At 65.2% G+C, this 15,297-nt stretch carries 14 protein-coding genes; 1 reads left to right on the top strand and 13 read right to left on the bottom strand.

Translation table 11 applies throughout. The features are described from left to right. Window positions 1–19: 19 nt before the first annotated feature. From ABZ720_RS03970 to ABZ720_RS03960, 3 genes are all read right to left on the bottom strand, one after another. Window positions 20–829: a 2-keto-4-pentenoate hydratase gene (locus ABZ720_RS03970; protein ID WP_366554039.1), complete on the bottom strand. Its 810-nt coding sequence runs from the start codon at window positions 827–829 to the stop codon at window positions 20–22. Window positions 830–849: 20 nt separating this feature from the next. Continuing rightward, window positions 850–2,112 (bottom strand): MFS transporter, encoded by a 1,263-nt coding sequence (locus ABZ720_RS03965; RefSeq protein ID WP_366554037.1) that lies wholly within the window; start codon window positions 2,110–2,112, stop codon window positions 850–852. Between the two features lie 127 nt (window positions 2,113–2,239). Then, the gene (locus tag ABZ720_RS03960) at window positions 2,240–3,220 is read right to left on the bottom strand and encodes a phosphotransferase (protein ID WP_366554035.1); all 981 of its coding nucleotides are present in this window, start codon (window positions 3,218–3,220) and stop codon (window positions 2,240–2,242) included. Window positions 3,221–3,779: 559 nt separating this feature from the next. On the opposite strand from ABZ720_RS03960, the gene ABZ720_RS03955 reads away from it, so the two are divergent. Continuing rightward, window positions 3,780–5,069, top strand: a complete 1,290-nt coding sequence (locus tag ABZ720_RS03955; protein ID WP_366554033.1) for an NCS2 family permease — start codon at window positions 3,780–3,782, stop codon at window positions 5,067–5,069. A gap of 290 nt (window positions 5,070–5,359) precedes the next feature. Here the strand turns inward: ABZ720_RS03955 and ABZ720_RS03950 are convergent, their stop codons facing one another. From ABZ720_RS03950 to ABZ720_RS03905, 10 genes are all read right to left on the bottom strand, one after another. Beyond that, window positions 5,360–5,605, bottom strand: a complete 246-nt coding sequence (locus tag ABZ720_RS03950; protein WP_366554031.1) for a DUF1467 family protein — start codon at window positions 5,603–5,605, stop codon at window positions 5,360–5,362. Between the two features lie 10 nt (window positions 5,606–5,615). Continuing rightward, window positions 5,616–6,020, bottom strand: coding sequence for a methylmalonyl-CoA epimerase (mce, locus tag ABZ720_RS03945; protein ID WP_366554029.1), 405 nt, complete (start codon window positions 6,018–6,020; stop codon window positions 5,616–5,618). A 46-nt stretch (window positions 6,021–6,066) separates the two neighbouring features. Further along, entirely contained in the window at window positions 6,067–7,761 is a 1,695-nt protein-coding gene (locus ABZ720_RS03940) for a ribonuclease J (protein WP_366554027.1), read from the bottom strand. Window positions 7,762–7,840: 79 nt separating this feature from the next. Continuing rightward, window positions 7,841–8,620, bottom strand: a complete 780-nt coding sequence (locus ABZ720_RS03935; RefSeq protein ID WP_366554025.1) for a type III pantothenate kinase — start codon at window positions 8,618–8,620, stop codon at window positions 7,841–7,843. Next, window positions 8,604–9,401: a biotin--[acetyl-CoA-carboxylase] ligase gene (locus tag ABZ720_RS03930; protein ID WP_366554023.1), complete on the bottom strand. Its 798-nt coding sequence runs from the start codon at window positions 9,399–9,401 to the stop codon at window positions 8,604–8,606. Before ABZ720_RS03930 ends, ABZ720_RS03935 begins: the two co-directional genes overlap by 17 nt. Beyond that, window positions 9,398–10,852, bottom strand: a complete 1,455-nt coding sequence (gene nuoN / locus ABZ720_RS03925; RefSeq protein WP_366554021.1) for an NADH-quinone oxidoreductase subunit NuoN — start codon at window positions 10,850–10,852, stop codon at window positions 9,398–9,400. The genes ABZ720_RS03930 and nuoN overlap by 4 nt, the downstream gene beginning before the upstream one ends. 11 nt (window positions 10,853–10,863) lie before the next feature. Continuing rightward, complete coding sequence (locus ABZ720_RS03920) at window positions 10,864–12,396, bottom strand: NADH-quinone oxidoreductase subunit M (protein WP_366554019.1); 1,533 nt, start codon at window positions 12,394–12,396, stop codon at window positions 10,864–10,866. Window positions 12,397–12,412: 16 nt separating this feature from the next. Continuing rightward, window positions 12,413–14,350, bottom strand: coding sequence for an NADH-quinone oxidoreductase subunit L (gene nuoL / locus ABZ720_RS03915; RefSeq protein WP_366554427.1), 1,938 nt, complete (start codon window positions 14,348–14,350; stop codon window positions 12,413–12,415). Between the two features lie 7 nt (window positions 14,351–14,357). Then, window positions 14,358–14,669, bottom strand: coding sequence for an NADH-quinone oxidoreductase subunit NuoK (gene nuoK, locus ABZ720_RS03910; protein WP_366554017.1), 312 nt, complete (start codon window positions 14,667–14,669; stop codon window positions 14,358–14,360). Next, on the bottom strand, window positions 14,669–15,283 hold the full coding sequence (locus ABZ720_RS03905; protein WP_366554015.1) for an NADH-quinone oxidoreductase subunit J: 615 nt from the start codon (window positions 15,281–15,283) through the stop codon (window positions 14,669–14,671). Before ABZ720_RS03905 ends, nuoK begins: the two co-directional genes overlap by 1 nt. Window positions 15,284–15,297: the final 14 nt, after the last annotated feature.

Raw genomic sequence — 15,297 nt, 5'->3', positions numbered from 1 at the left:
CACTGGCCCCAGGGCTTCCCTAGGTGAAGCGGAGTTTCGCTCCCGGCAGGTCGATGCCCTCAAGCGTGCTGTGCCAAGCCTCGCCGGGCACCACATCGAAGGCCCGGGTGAGCGTGCCGGTGGTGATGATTTCGCCCGCGGACAGAGGTGGATTGTAGGGGTCGCCGGGCAGCAGTTCCACCAGATGCCGCAAGGCGGACAGCGGTCCGCCGAGCACATTGCTCGCCTTGCCCCGATCCGCCGCCTCGCCGTTGCGGTGCAGGGAGATCCCGAAACTGCGCAGCGCCTCGAACCCCACCTCCGCCTGGGGTTTGCGTTTGGGTCCGACCAGGAGCGCCGCGTGCAGGCCGCCGGCGGCAATGGTGTCCGCCGCAGTAAAGCGCCAGCCGGGATAGATCGACTGCACGATCTCGAAGCCGTGCGCTACCCAATCGAGACAGGCGAAAAGCTCGCTCTCATCCATGCCCGGCTCCGGCGCCCGCGCCAGCCCCAGGATGATCTCCGGTTCGATCTTCGGCTCCGGCACTCCTGCCAGCGAGAAGCCTTCCTGGACTACCGCAAGATCGTGCAGCGTATCGGCGTAGACATAGCCCCAGATCGGCTGGTTGATGCCGAACTCCGGCCAGATGCTCCGGTTGGTGAAGCCGATCTTGCGGCCCACCACCGGCTCGCCCGCTTCCTCGCGCAGCGCCCTGAGGCGCGCGCCCACGCCATAGGCCTCGGTGATGTCCAGGCCGGGGTGAAATTCGGTGAGGGGCGCGATCTGATCGCCGGTTCCGCGCAGCGCCAGAACCTGCTGCGCCAGGGTGTCGTGTTCGCTTGCTTGCATGGGCGTGTCTCCGGAAAGGGTCAGGCGGGCGCCAGCTGACGCGGTCGTTCCTGGACCGGCAGGTGCACGATGGCGGAGAAGGCTCCCACGCCGACACCCACCCACCAGACCAGTTCATAGGAGTGATAGAGGTCATAAAAGTGCCCGCCCAGCCAGACACCAATGAAACTGCCGAGCTGGTGGGAGAAGAAGACGATGCCGTAAAGCGTACCCATGTAGCGCAGGCCGTAGATGTGCGCCACCAGGCCCGAGGTCAGCGGCACCGTCGCCAGCCAGAGCGAGCCCATGACAAGGGAGAAGAGGATCACCGTCGTCGGCGTCATCGGCACGAGAATGAACCAGGCCGCCACCACTGTCCGGCCGGTATAGATCGCAACGAGCAGATACTTCTTGGGGAAGTAATTGCCCAGCTTGCCGGCCAGAAGCGTGCCGCCGATGTTCGCCAAGCCAATGAGACCGATGGCCCAGGCGCCCAGCTGCGAGGTGTTGGTGATTCCCATTTGCGCCAGCGTCCCGCCGGGATCGATAGCGCTGCACATCTCGGTCACGAAGGCGGGAAAGTGCGCCGTGACGAAAGCCAACTGGTAGCCGCAGGAGAAAAAGCCGAGGAAGATCAGGAGGTAACTGCGGTCGCGCAGGGCGCGGCCCACCACCGTGCCCATGCTTTCCTCCAGTTCACGACGGGTCGTCTTCTCCGGCGCACGCAGCATGGGCAGCAACAGCAGGCTGCCGATGACCACGGCAGCGAAGATCAAGAAGACGCTGGGCCAGGCCATGAACTCCAGCAGGTAGCCGGCGGCCGGCGGTCCAATCACCTGCCCGGCCGACCCCGCGGCGGTGGCAATGCCCAGGGTCATGGAGCGATGCTCGTCCGAGGCCGCGCGACCCACGATTCCCAGGATCACGCCAAATCCGGTGCCAGCGACACCGAAGCCGATCAGCACGTTCCAGACCTGGTGCCCCTCCGGCGTCACCGACATCGCCGAAAGCAGGAGCCCCACCGCATAGGTCAGCGCGCCCAGAATGATGGCCCGGCGGTCGCCGAATCGCTCACCGATGGCTGCGAAGAGCGGTTGCCCGATACCCCAGGCCAGGTTCTGGATCGCGATGGCCAGCGAGAACTCCGCACGCGGCCAGTCGAACTCCGACGCGATGGGGATCTGGAACACGCCAAAGGAGGCCCGCACTGCGAAGCTGAGCATCAGGATGAGCGAACCGCCAATCAGCACCGGCGTGATCAGGGCCGCGGGAGAGGGTGCCGGCTTCGCTGGGGCAGTGGACATCGTGACAGGGGCCTTGGCTGGCATTGGGAATATGCGGGCCAGTTAAGATCGGCGGGGGCCCGCTTGGCAAACAAGAATAGCGCGCATCTCCCATGAGCGAGGCTTATGCCAGAGCGAGCAACGCACGTCAGGCCGGGAGCTCAGCCAACTCCTCCTCGATGCAGCGCAGCAGCTCGTCGCGAGACGATTCCTGCGGATTGTGCCTGAGATGGAACAGCAGGGTGCAGCCGAGATAGTAGACCCGGCCCCGCTCCGCTGCGTCCTGCAACTCCGGTGCGACGGCCGTCATCCGCTTGCTGTAAGCCTTGAGCAGCGTGCTGCGGCGCTTCTTATAGGCGCTTGCGACGTGCCTGCGCGCGAACTGCGCCAGGATGCAGCCGACATCGAAGCCGGGCCGGCCGATGCTGGCCTCTCCCCAGTCGATCAGGGTCAGACGCTTCCCGGACTGGATGAGGTTTTTTCCGCTGAGGTCCAGATGGCAGATGCAGGGCGCATCCGCCTGCACCTGCTGCTCCAGCGCCGCGAGCGTCCGCCTGATGGCGAAAAGGCGCTTCATCTCGGACCAGCCAACACCGCGCAGCGTTCCCAGGTGCAGGGCATTGTGGCGGAAGCCCTGGCGGAATCCCCCGAGACGGCCCGGCGCAGCAAAGTACTCCATGGGCCCGAGCACCTCCCGTTCGCCCGACGACAGGCCGCCCAGCCAGCGGCTGCTGGAAGCTTCAAGCGCGACAATGCCCTTGGACAACGGCCCCAGCACACGACCCAGGCCGGGGATCTTCCCCGCAACGCCCTCCATGATCAGGCGGTCTTCGCGCCCGAAGCGACCGGAATAGAGCAGCCGCGGCATGTCGAGGGGTGCCAGGTCGATATAGGGGGCGACGCGATTGTAGAACATCACCTCGCGCGCCGGGCTGCCGCAGATTCCGACGCGCAGGCGCTTCTCCACCACGAAGTCGGGCACAGACTCCGACGCCCCTTCCGCGCCGCCCGCCGTGGTCAGCTGATGGCGCAGCACGGCCTTCACGCGCCGGCCGCCGTGGCGCAGCGGCTCGCTGGCACTCACGGGGCCAATGGCGGCTCGAATCTCCGCTGGGAAGTCACTGTCCACTGCGCCGACCTATGGTGCTTTCCGGCCGGACGAAAGTGCAGCCATTGCGCGTTTCAGGATTACCTCGACAGACTGTTCACTTGGACCGGATCGTCAGGCGATACCGATTGAAGGCAATCGCCCTCAGACTCGCAACTGCGACTCGGTCCGCTCGTAGGCTGGATTTTCCACGACCTGCCGCCTCGGGCAACGACAAAGGCCGCGACTCAGCGCCTGCATCGCGGGTTGTTCCAGGGTTTTGCGGCAAGTCGACAACAAAATTCTGGTCAGAATGTGGGTATCCGGACTAGCTTCTGAGCCGTTTCACGGGCAAAGGCAGGGCTGGCTTCCGCCAAGGCGAAAGCTGGCTCTGGTCATGGCGCCGAAGGAACCCGCGCTGCAAGGCGGATAAAGAGGGGAAACGACCGGGCACATCGGGGGTGTCGGTCGCCGCGGCTCGCAAGAGCTGGTGGCCAGTGCATTCCTCATGACGATCTCAGAGCTGTTTCCTTGACCCATGAATGGCAGGGCCGGCCAGGCGCTGCAGCGGTCAAGGGCGCCGCGCAATCAGGGGGCAGGCATGCTGCAGAACTACTTCAAGCTGGCTGAGCACGGCACCACCGTGCGCACCGAGGTGCTGGCCGGACTCACCACATTCCTGACGATGGCCTATATCACCATCGTCAACCCGGCGATCCTGTCCGATACCGGCATGGATTTCGGCGCGGTCTTCGTGGCCACCTGCGTGGCGGCGGCCATTGGCACCCTGATCATGGGGCTCTACGCCAACTACCCCATCGCCCTGGCGCCGGGTATGGGACTGAACGCCTATTTTACCTACGGCGTCGTCCTCGGCATGGGCTACGAGTGGCAGGTGGCGCTGGGCGCGATCTTCCTCTCGGCCATCCTCTTCATCATCATCTCGGTGCTCCCGATCCGTGAATGGATCATCAACGCCATTCCCAAAGAGCTGAAAATGGCGATCTCCGCCGGCATCGGGCTCTTCCTGGCAATCATCGCGCTGAAGAACGCCGGCATCGTCGTCGATCATCCAGCCACACTGGTCTCGCTGGGTGACCTGACCGCCTGGCCGGCCATCCTGGCGATTGCGGGCTTCATCCTGATGGTCGCGCTGGATTCCCGCCGGATCCCCGGAGCCGTCGTCATCGGCATCCTTGCCACCACGGCTGTCGGTGTGGGACTGGGCGTCTCGCCCTTCCAGGGCATCATGGATACGCCGCCGGACCCCAGCCCGACCTTCCTCCAGCTCGACCTGGCAGGGGCGTTCCAGATCGGCCTGGTGACCATCGTCTTCACCTTCCTCTTCGTCGATCTCTTCGACACGGCCGGCACCCTGGTGGGCGTGGCGCATCGCGCCGGACTGCTGGATGCCCAGGGTCGGCTGCCGCGGCTGCGCAAGGCGCTGCTGGCCGATTCCTCGGCGTCCGCCTTCGGCGCCCTGCTCGGCACCTCGACCACCACCTCCTACATCGAAAGCGCCGCCGGTATTAAGGCAGGCGGTCGCACCGGCTTGACCGCCGTCGTCGTGGCCATGCTCTTCCTGCTGTGCCTCTTTTTCGCACCGCTGGCCCAGACCGTGCCGGGCTACGCCACCGCACCGGCGCTGCTCTTCGTCGCCTGCCTCATGGCTCGCGGCCTGTCGGAGCTGAACTGGGAGGATCCCACGGTCTACGCGCCGGCCGTGGTGACGGCCTTTGCCATGCCGGTGACCTACTCGATCGCCGACGGTATCGGCATCGGCTTCATCACCTACGCCGGCATCAAGATCGTCAGCGGTCGCTGGTCCGAGTGCCCCTTGGCCGTCCTGGTCATCGCGGTGCTCTTCGGCGTGAAGTTCGCCTTCCTGTAAAGGCAAAAGCGGATCGCGCCCGGCCTCTTGCCGGGTGCGATCCAGCGCCATCGCAATTCTCCCAAGAGGCCGGAGAAACCGGGTGACGACCCTCTGGGACTTCGGCTATAAACCTATGGCTGCGCGCGCCAACGTGTGCGTGCAGGGAGACGGCCCAAGCTCGTGGAGGAGCGCCCCACCTCCGGCCCGTTGAACGAAGGCTGGAGGGGCTATCAAAGCGATAGCGGAAGCTTCGCAGGCTGGCAGGTTCGCTTCTGGCGCACCTGCCATTTTTTTTGTTAGGTTGGCGCTCAGCCGGCAACCATCTCACGGAACGAGAAGAGCTCTAGTTCCACCAGCAGATAGATCACGCCCCAGACCACGATAGACAGCAGGGTCGTGGCGATCAGCTTGCGCCAAAGCATGGGCTTTTCCGGCGCGCCGGGCTCGTGCCCTGGCTCCGGATTCTCGACCCGCCGCACGCCCCAGGGCAGCACCATGAAGAGCACCACCCACCAGACGCAGATAAAGACGACAAGGGCGTTGAGCCACGTCATGGGCGCGTCCTCACACCTGCTCCAGCTCAATCAGGGAGCCGCAGAAGTCCTTGGGATGGAGAAAGAGCACGGGCTTGCCGTGCGCGCCGATCTTCGGCTCGCCGTCGCCCAGCACCCGCGCGCCCTGGGCCTGCAGTCGGTCGCGCGCCGCCAGGATGTCCTCCACCTCATAGCAGATGTGGTGGATGCCGCCAGCCGGGCTCTTGGCGAGGAAGCCGGCAATGGGCGAGTTCTCCCCCAGGGGATGCAGCAGCTCGATCTTGGTGTTGGGCAGTTCCACGAAAACCACGGTGACGCCGTGGTCCGGCTCGGCCTGCGGCGCCGACACGCGCGCGCCCAAAGTGTCGCGATAGGTTGCCGCTGCCGCTTCGAGATCCGGCACCGCGATGGCAACGTGATTAAGCCGTCCGATCATCTATCCACCGTCCTTCGATCGCTTGGTTAGACCGGATTCACGCGCTCTAATCCAGCCGGATAAGCTGTACCTCGATCACGGGCTTCTTGCCCAGGGCGCGCTGGAAGGCGCGACGCACCGCCACACGCACCGCCTCGCTCAGCAGGCCGTCCTGGCGGCGATCGTGGCGGGAGAGGCGATGCAAGGCCTGCTCGATGGCCTGTACGGCATCGGCCTCCACCTCCGGTTCCTCTTCGGCATCGTAGAGGCCTTGCGCAGCAAAGCGCGGCTCCACCAGCAGGCCGCCGTCACGATCGACCACGACCGTCACCGCAGCGGAGCCGTTGTAGACCATGCGCCGGCGATGGCGCAGCACCGGCGAATCCACCGGCCGCAGCACATTGCCGTCGAGCGCCAGGCGCCCGGAATGCACATGGTCGACCACCGTCGCCTCGCCCGGGGCCAACTGCACCATGGCTCCGTTCTGAGCCACCACCACTTCCGGGACCTGGCAGGTCTTGGCCAGTTCGCCATGGGCATGCAGGTGCCGTGCCTCGCCATGTACCGGAACCGCTATGCGCGGGCGCACCCACTGATACATCTCGGACAGCTCATCGCGGCAGGGATGGCCGGAGACATGGATCGGCGTTTCGTCATCGGCACTCACCACCTCGATTCCCCGGCGGGAGAGCAGGTTGTAGAGCGACTGGATGGACTTTTCGTTGCCGGGAATCACCCGGGAGGAGAAGAGTACCGTGTCACCCTCCTCCAGCGTCACCTCCGGATGATCGTCGTTGGCGATGCGCCAGAGCGCAGCCCGGGGCTCGCCCTGACTGCCGGTGCAGAGCAGCAGCACCTCCTCGCGCGGCAGATAGCCAATGTCCCGCTCATCGAGGATCGGCGGCAGATCCTGGAGGTATCCGGACTCGCGCGCCGCGGCGACGATCCGGTGCATGGAACGGCCCACGAGCGCGACCTGCCGCCCGTGCGCCTCGGCGACGCGCATGACCGTCTCGAGCCGCGCGACATTGCTGGCGAAGCAGGCCACGGCCACCCGATTCTTGCACTCACCCACCACCTTCTCGAGAGCCTCGCGCACATCGAGTTCCGATCCGGCCCGGCCCGGCGTCAGCACGTTGGTGCTGTCGCAGACCATGGCCAGCACCCCCTCCTTGGCGACATCACGCAGGCGCTGGGCATCGAAATCCTCGCCCACCAGCGGGTCCGGGTCCAACTTCCAGTCCCCGGTGTGCACCACGGTACCGCAGGAGGTACGGATCACCAGCGCATTGGGCTCGGGGATCGAATGGGTCAGGGTCACCAACTCGATGTCGAAGGGGCCCAGCTCGAATCGGCTGGACAGCGGGATCTCGATGATCTCCGGCGCATCCTCGACCCGGTCGTCCTTCAGCTTGCGCCGCAGCAGCGACGCGGTGAAGGGCGTGGCATAGACTGGACAGCGCAGATACTGCCAGAGGTAGGGCACGGCGCCCAGGTGATCCTCGTGGCCATGGGTCAGCACCAGCCCGACAAGCTTGTCCGCCCGCTCCACGATGAAGTCAGGGTCGGGCATCACCACCTCGATGCCCGGCAGGTCATGCTCACCGAAGGCCACACCGAGATCGACCATCAGCCACTTGCCGGCATGGCCATAGAGATTGAGGTTCATGCCGATTTCGCCCGTGCCGCCCAGCGGCAGGAAGAAAAGGTCCTTCTTGCCCGGCGTGGCCGGATCGGCAATGCGTGCGAGTTTTGGGTTCATGCCACCTCGTTCTGCTGGGGCGCGCAAGCGTAGGCCGCAGACAATCGCGCCCGGGAAAAGCTCTGGTTACAAGCGAAGGTCAGGCGCTGCGGCCGCAATGGGCTTCGTAGAGCAGCCGGACACCGCGCAGCGTCAGGTCAAGATCTACATGATGAATGGCGTCGGTCACCGTTTCAAACAAGGGGGCAAGGCCACCGGTGGCCACCACGGTGTGCTTGCGCTGCCTTTCACGATCGATGCGGACGATGACGCCCTCGATGAGGCCGATATAGCCCCAAAAGACACCGGACTGCATGGCGGAAAGGGTATCGTTCCCCACCACCCGATCTGGCTTCTCCACCGTGATGCGCGGCAAGCGCGCCGCGGCGAGATAGAGGGCCTCCAGCGAAAGATTGATGCCCGGCGCGATGACACCGCCGCTGTAGCCGCCATCGGGATCGATGACGTCGAAGGTGGTGGCGGTGCCGAAATCGACGATGATCATCGCCCCTTCATAGGCGCCGTGCGCCGCCTTCGCGTTGGCGATGCGGTCGGCGCCCACCTGGTCCGGCCGGGACAGGCGGATGGCGATCCCGGCGCTTGGCAAGGTATCGCGCACGGTCACCGGTTCGCAGCCGAGATACTGCCGGCAAAGCTGGCGCAGCGCCCGGTCGGCCGCTGGAACGACATTGGAGATCGCCACAGCGGTGATGTCACGGGGCGCCAGATCGATCAGCTGCATCAGCTGGGTGAGCCAGACGGCGTGCTCGTCGACCGTACGCCGTGCATCGCTGGCGCAGCGCCACTGCGCGACGAGCCGCTCACCGTCGTAGATCGCAAACACGCCGTTGGTGTTGCCGTAATCAATGACCAGCAGCATGCGTCCGCTCCGTCAGGAAAACTTCGCCGCTGGCGATCCGCCGTCGCTCGCCACCCTCCAGTTCCAGGATCAGATGGCCTGCCTCATCCAACTCCCGGAAGACACCGGTCAGCGTTTCGCGCGGCAGGCGCACCTCGATCCGCTCCCCGATGCCCGCCGCGTGGCGCAGCCAGGCCTTGCGCACTGGCGCGAAGCCGTCGTCCAGCCATCGGCTCACCCAGGAGAGGAAGTGGCGTCCGAAGGCCTCGAGGAGGTCCACCTCCGTCACATCCTTCGGCACGCCCTCGTAGTGCATCGATGTGGCCGTGTACATGAGATCGCGCGGGAAGTGGGCAACATTCACCCCGCAGCCCAGGAGCAGATAGTCGAGCCCGCCGTCAGGCGTCGAGCGCGATTCCATCAGAATGCCGGCCACCTTGTTGCCGTGCAGCAGCACGTCGTTGGGCCACTTGAAGGTCGTTTCCACCGGCGGCGAAACCGCCCCGATGGCATCGGACACCGCAACGGCAGCCAGGAAGCCGAGCTGTGCCGCCTCGGCCGGCGGACAGTCGGGACGCAGCACCAGGGTAAGGTAGAGATTGCCGCGCGGGCTTTCCCACTGTCGTCCCAAGCGCCCGCGCCCGCCGCTCTGCTCGCGTGCCCAGACCAGGGTGCCGTCCTCGGCGCCCTCCTCCTCGGCGAGGCGTCGGGCCTCGTCCATGGTCGATGCGACGCTGTCCAGGGCGACCAGCCGGTAGACCGGCGGCAGCCGCGGAGCAGCGCGATCGACCGGCGTGCTCATCGGCCGGCGGAGGTGAGCGCCTCGGCCGCCGTGGCAGCACCGTCCACGATGGGGCCGGGGATCAGGACAAAGAGCACGATCACGAGCGTGCTGATGGCGAGCACACCGGCAAGTTCACTGCCCACCGGCTTGTCGAAGGCCTCCACCGGCTCGTCGAAGTACATCACCTTCACGATGCGCAGGTAGTAGTAGGCCGCAACCACGCTGGCCAGCACACCGATCACCGCCAGTTCGAACAGGCCGGCCTCGACCGCCGCCATGAAGACGTAGAACTTGCCGAAGAAGCCCGCCAACGGCGGGATGCCGGCCATAGAGAACATCAGCGCGGCCATGGCGAGCGCCATCAGCGGGTTGGTCCTGCTGAGCCCCTTGAGGTCGTCCATCGCTTCGACCGCGCGCCCATTCACCCTCATGCTGAGGATGACGGCGAAGACACCCACAGTCATAAAGAGGTAGATGGCCATGTAGACGGCCACACCGCGCACGCCCGCCTCGCTGCCCGCGGCCAGGCCGACCAGCGCGAAGCCCACGTGACCGATGGAGCTGTAGGCCATCAGCCGCTTGATGTTGCTCTGGACGATGGCCGCAAAGGAGCCCAGCAGCATCGAGGCCAGGGCGATGAAGACCACGATCTGCTGCCACTGCGCCACCAGCTCCCCGAAGGGGCCCATCAGCACGCGAACCATCAGTGCCATGGCCGCCACCTTGGGCGCGGCCGCCAGGAAGGCGGTGACCGGGGTGGGCGCTCCCTCGTAGACGTCGGGGGTCCACATGTGGAAGGGCACAGCGGAAATCTTGAAGGCCAGACCGGCGGCGATGAACACGATGCCGACGATCAGTCCGATCGAAGGTGCCCCCTCCTGCGCCGCAAAGACCTGCGCCAGGACATCGAAGCTGGTTGAGCCGGTGAAGCCGTAGACCATGGACATGCCGTAGAGCAGCATGCCGGACGCCAGAGAGCCGAGGACGAAGTACTTCAGACCGGCCTCTGAGGAGCGCAGGCTGTCTCGCCGGAAGGCGGCCACGACATAGAGCGCCAGGGACTGCAGTTCCAGGCCCATGTAGAGGCTGATGAGATCGTTGGCCGAGATCATCATCAGCATGCCGACGGTGGCCAGCACCAGCAGGACCGGGAACTCGAACTGGTTCATCTGCTCCTGTTCGAGGCCGCGCAACGCCATGATGATGGTCAGCGCCGCACCGATCAGCACCAGCACCTTCATGAAGTCGCCAAAGCCGTCGTTCAGGAAGAGGCCGTTGAAGGCCACCGTCCCGCGCCCGTCGCCCAGGTAGATCAACGCGCCGGCAAAGGCCAAGGCAGCCACGGCAAGCAGCCCGATGGAACGGGTGGAGATGTCGCGCATGAAGACGCCCAGCATCAGCAGGCTGATGGCGGTACCGGCAAGGAAGAGTTCCGGCAGGGCGGCGACGATATCGGCTCCGATGCTCACGGGGCTCCTCCTCAGCGCAAGGGCAGCAGGTGCGCCAGTATATCGGGCGCGCCCGGCTCACCCAGGGCGAGCTGATAGTTGGTAATGAGATTCTCGACGGATGCCGACATCACGTCCAGGACCGGCATGGGATAGATCCCGAACAGAACGGCGAGAATGATCAGGGGCGCGAAGACCACCTTCTCCCGCCAGTTCATGTCCAGCATCCGGCGCACATCCTCCTTGCAGATCGTCCCGAACACCGTCCGACGATAAAGCAGCAGCATGTAGGCGGCGCCCAGCACCATGCCACTGGCCACCAGCAGGCCCAGCCAGGTCGACACCTGGAAGGAGCCCATGATTACCAGGAACTCGCCGACGAAGCCGGTGGTCCCGGGCAGGCCGACCGAGGCCAGCATGAAGACCATGAAGACGAACGCATAGCGCGGCATGTTCTGGGCCAAGCCGCCGTAGCGGGCAATCTCGCGGGTGTGCAGGCGGTCGTAGACGACGCCGACACAGAGGAAAAGCGCGGCCGAAACCAGGCCATGGCTCAGCATCTGAAAGATCGCGCCCTCAACGCCCTGCTGGGTCGCGGTGAAGATGCCCGCGGTGACGTAGCCCATATGCGCCACGGAAGAGTAGGCGATCAGCTTCTTCATGTCGCTCTGGGCCAGGGCCACCAGCGAGGTGTAGATGATTGCGATCACCGACAGCGCGAAGACCAGCGGCGTGAAGTAGGCCGTGGCATCCGGCAGCATCGGCATGGAGAAACGCAGGAAGCCATAGGCGCCCATCTTCAGCAACACGCCGGCCAGGATGACCGAGCCCGCCGTCGGCGCCTCCACGTGGGCGTCCGGCAGCCAGGTGTGCACCGGCCACATGGGCACCTTGACGGCGAAGGAGGCGAAGAAGGCCAGCCACAGCCAAGTCTGCATCGACGCCGGCACCTGCACCTCGTTGATCAGCGTCGGGATGTCGGTGGTTCCCGCCGTGAAGTAGAGGCTCAGCATGGCGATCAGCATCAGGACCGAGCCGGCCAGGGTGTAGAGGAAGAACTTGAAGGCCGCATAGACCCGGCGCGGCCCGCCCCACACGCCGATGATCAGGAACATCGGGATCAGGACGCCTTCGAAGAAGATGTAGAAGGCGACGAAATCCAGAGCGCAGAACATGCCCACCATCAGCGTCTCGAGGACGAGGAAGGCGATCATGTATTCCTTTACACGCTTCTGCACCGCATCCCAGCTCGCCAGCACGCACAGCGGCGTCAAGAGGGTGGACAGCAGCACGAAGGGCATGGAGATCCCGTCCACGCCCATGTGATAGGCGATGCCGAGCGAGGGGAACCATTCCGCACGCTCGACGAACTGGAACTCCGCCGTGCCCCGCTCGAAGCCGAACCAGATGAAGAGCGACAGCAGGAAGGTGATCAGCGAGGTCCAGAGCGCAACATAGCGGGCATTGCGCGCGACTACGGCCTCATCGCCGCGCGCCGCCAGGATGAAGGCAGCGCCGACCAGCGGCAGAAAGGTCACGAGGGAAAGTAGCGGCCAGGTACTCATTCTATCGGGTCCCCCGTCACCCCATCGTCCGGAACATGTACCAGGTGATCAGCAGGACGACGCCGATCATCATGGCAAAGGCATAGTGGTAGAGATAGCCGCTCTGCAGCTTGCCGGCGCGCGCCGCGAGATTGCGCGTCACCGAGGCCACGCCGTCCGGCCCGAGCCCGTCAATCAGCGTACCGTCGCCGGTCTTCCACAAGCTGCGGCCGAGGTAGAAGGCTGGCCGCACGAACACGCGATCGTAGAGTTCGTCGAAGTACCACTTGTTGAAAGAGAAGAGGTACAGCGGCCGCAGACGGTCGGCGAGCAGACCCGGCAGCGAGGGCGCCATGATGTAGAACAGCCAGGCCAGGGCGATACCGATCACGGTCACGACCATGGGCGCAGCCTTCACCCAGAAGGGCACGTGGTGTGCCTCCTCGATGATGTCGTGCAGCACCAGCAGCGAGTTACCCCAGAAGGCCTCGCGGGCGTCGCCGACGAAGTAGGGGTAGAAAACCGCGCCGGCCAGCACAGCGCCGATGGCCAGGACATAGAGCGGCCAGATCATCACCCGCGGCGACTCATGCGCATGCTCATAGGCGTGCTGATCCGCGGGGCGACCGTGGAAGGTCATGAACAGCAGGCGGAAGGAGTAGAATGCGGTCAGCAGCGCCGCGACGATGCCAATCCAGAAGGCAAAGCCTCCGGCCGCCGATTCTGCGGCATAGGCCGCCTCGATGACGATGTCCTTGGAATAGAAGCCGGCGAAACCGGTTACCCCGGGTATGCCGAAGCCCACCAGCGCCAGGCTGCCGATCCACATCAAGGCATAGGTCACGGGGATCTTGTTGTAGAGCCCGCCCATCTTGCGCATGTCCTGCTCGTGGTGCATCGCGTGGATCACCGAGCCGGCCCCCAGGAACAGCAGCGCCTTGAAGAAGGCGTGGGTCATGAGGTGGAACATGGCCGCCGAGTAGGCCGAGACGCCGATGGCGAAGAACATGTAGCCGAGCTGCGAGCAGGTGGAGTAGGCGATCACCCGCTTGATGTCGGTCTGGGTCAGGCCGACCGTGGCAGCGAAGAGTGCCGTTGCCGCGCCCACGTAGGTCACCACGTCGAGCGCCACCGGCGCATACTCGAACATCGGCGACAGGCGGCAGAGCATGAAGACGCCGGCCGTCACCATGGTGGCGGCGTGGATCAGGGCCGAAACCGGGGTCGGGCCCTCCATGGCGTCCGGCAACCAGGTGTGCAGGCCGAGCTGCGCCGACTTGCCCATGGCGCCCACGAAGAGCAGCAGGCAGATGGCGGTCAGCGCGTGCGCCTCAATCCCGAAGATGGAGAAGCTTGCGTCCGCCTGGCCTTCCACCAGGCCGAAGACCACGTCGAACTGCACCGCGCCGAACAGCAGGAAGGCACCGGCGATGCCGAGCGCAAAGCCGACGTCGCCCACGCGGTTCACCAGGAAGGCCTTGATGGCCGCCGCATTGGCGCTGGGCTTCTCATACCAGAAGCCGATCAGCAGGTAGGAGGCGAGGCCCACGCCCTCCCAGCCGAAGAACATCTGCACGAAGTTGTCGGCCGACACCAGCATCAGCATGAAGAAGGTGAAGAGCGACAGATACGCCATGAAGCGCGGGATCGACTTGTCTTCCGACATGTAGCCGATCGAATAGATGTGCACGACGGCCGACACGATGGTGACGACGCAGAACATGACCGCCGTCAGCGTGTCCACCCGCAGGGCCCAGGACAGCTCGAAGGCGCCGCTGTCGATCCAGGTGAAGAGCTCCGTGGTGCGCGCGTTGCCCCCCAGCGCCACATCGAAGAAGACGATGATGGAGAAGAGCCCAGCCAGCACCAGGCCGCCCGAGGTTACGAGCTGTGCCCCGCGGTCGCCCAGGCTGCGTCCGAAGAAACCGGCGAGGATCGCGCCGATCAGCGGCAGAAATACGATGGCTACGTCCAACACCGCCTCAGCCCTTCATCATGTTGATGTCTTCGACGGCGATGGAGCCGCGGTTGCGGAAATAGACCACCAGGATCGCCAGGCCGATGGCCGCTTCGGCGGCCGCGACGGTCAGGACGAAGAGGGTGAAGACCTGGCCGACGAGATCGTTCAGGTGGGTCGAGAAGGCCACCAGGTTGATGTTGACCGAAAGCAGCATGAGCTCGATCGACATGAGGATCACGATGACGTTCTTGCGGTTCAGGAAGATGCCCAGGATCCCCAGGGTAAAGAGGATCGCGGCCACCGTCAGATAGTGTCCCAGTCCGATCTCGAGCATCACACGCCGCCCCCGCTCGGCACGTCCTTGAGTTCCACGCCCTCGGCCCGCTGGCGCGCCACCTGCTTGGAAATCGACTGGCGGCGCACGCCCTCGCGCTGACGCAGCGTGAGCACGATGGCACCGATCATGGCGATGAGCAGGATGAGGCCGGCAGCCTGGAAGAGGTAGACATAGTGGTCATAGATCACGCGGCCGAGCGCCTCGGTGTTCGTGACCTGGGAGGGGTCGGGTATGGGCATGCCGCCGCCCTCCACCGCCCCGGGCGCCAGCACCCAGGCACCCAGCACCATCACCAGTTCGACCAGCAGGATGAGGCCGACCAGCGCGCCAATGGGCAGGTACTGCAGGAAGCCCTGTCGGAGCTGCGCCACGTTCACGTCGAGCATCATCACGACGAAGAGGAACAGCACCGCCACCGCGCCGACGTAGACCACCACCAGGATCATCGCCAGGAACTCGGCCCCCATCAGCAGGAAGAGTCCCGCGGCATTGAAAAAGGCGAGGATAAGGAACAGCACGGAGTGGACCGGATTGCGGGCCGAGATCACCATCACGGCCGAGGCAACCACCACTGCGGCGAAGAGATAGAAGACGAGAGCCTGGATTACCATCGCAGTGCTCCCCT

It is taken from the genome of Aquibaculum sediminis (assembly GCF_040712085.1).
Lineage (GTDB): Bacteria > Pseudomonadota > Alphaproteobacteria > Kiloniellales > DSM-21159 > Aquibaculum > Aquibaculum sediminis.
The sequence above is the reverse complement of the archived record's forward strand: the minus strand, read 5'-3'. Positions and strand labels throughout refer to the sequence as shown.

Bases quoted from the DNA above. Each gene is read 5' to 3' on its own strand.
- ABZ720_RS03935 (WP_366554025.1), bottom strand. From the start codon at position 8,620: ATGCTGCTGGTCATTGATTACGGCAACACCAACGGCGTGTTTGCGATC.
- ABZ720_RS03930 (WP_366554023.1), bottom strand. From the start codon at position 9,401: ATGAGCACGCCGGTCGATCGCGCTGCTCCGCGGCTGCCGCCGGTCTAC.
- ABZ720_RS03940 (WP_366554027.1), bottom strand. From the start codon at position 7,761: ATGAACCCAAAACTCGCACGCATTGCCGATCCGGCCACGCCGGGCAAG.
- ABZ720_RS03970 (WP_366554039.1), bottom strand. From the start codon at position 829: ATGCAAGCAAGCGAACACGACACCCTGGCGCAGCAGGTTCTGGCGCTG.
- ABZ720_RS03965 (WP_366554037.1), bottom strand. From the start codon at position 2,112: ATGTCCACTGCCCCAGCGAAGCCGGCACCCTCTCCCGCGGCCCTGATC.
- nuoK (WP_366554017.1), bottom strand. From the start codon at position 14,669: ATGCTCGAGATCGGACTGGGACACTATCTGACGGTGGCCGCGATCCTC.
- ABZ720_RS03950 (WP_366554031.1), bottom strand. From the start codon at position 5,605: ATGACGTGGCTCAACGCCCTTGTCGTCTTTATCTGCGTCTGGTGGGTG.
- ABZ720_RS03905 (WP_366554015.1), bottom strand. From the start codon at position 15,283: ATGGTAATCCAGGCTCTCGTCTTCTATCTCTTCGCCGCAGTGGTGGTT.
- ABZ720_RS03955 (WP_366554033.1), top strand. From the start codon at position 3,780: ATGCTGCAGAACTACTTCAAGCTGGCTGAGCACGGCACCACCGTGCGC.
- mce (WP_366554029.1), bottom strand. From the start codon at position 6,020: ATGATCGGACGGCTTAATCACGTTGCCATCGCGGTGCCGGATCTCGAA.
- ABZ720_RS03920 (WP_366554019.1), bottom strand. From the start codon at position 12,396: ATGAGTACCTGGCCGCTACTTTCCCTCGTGACCTTTCTGCCGCTGGTC.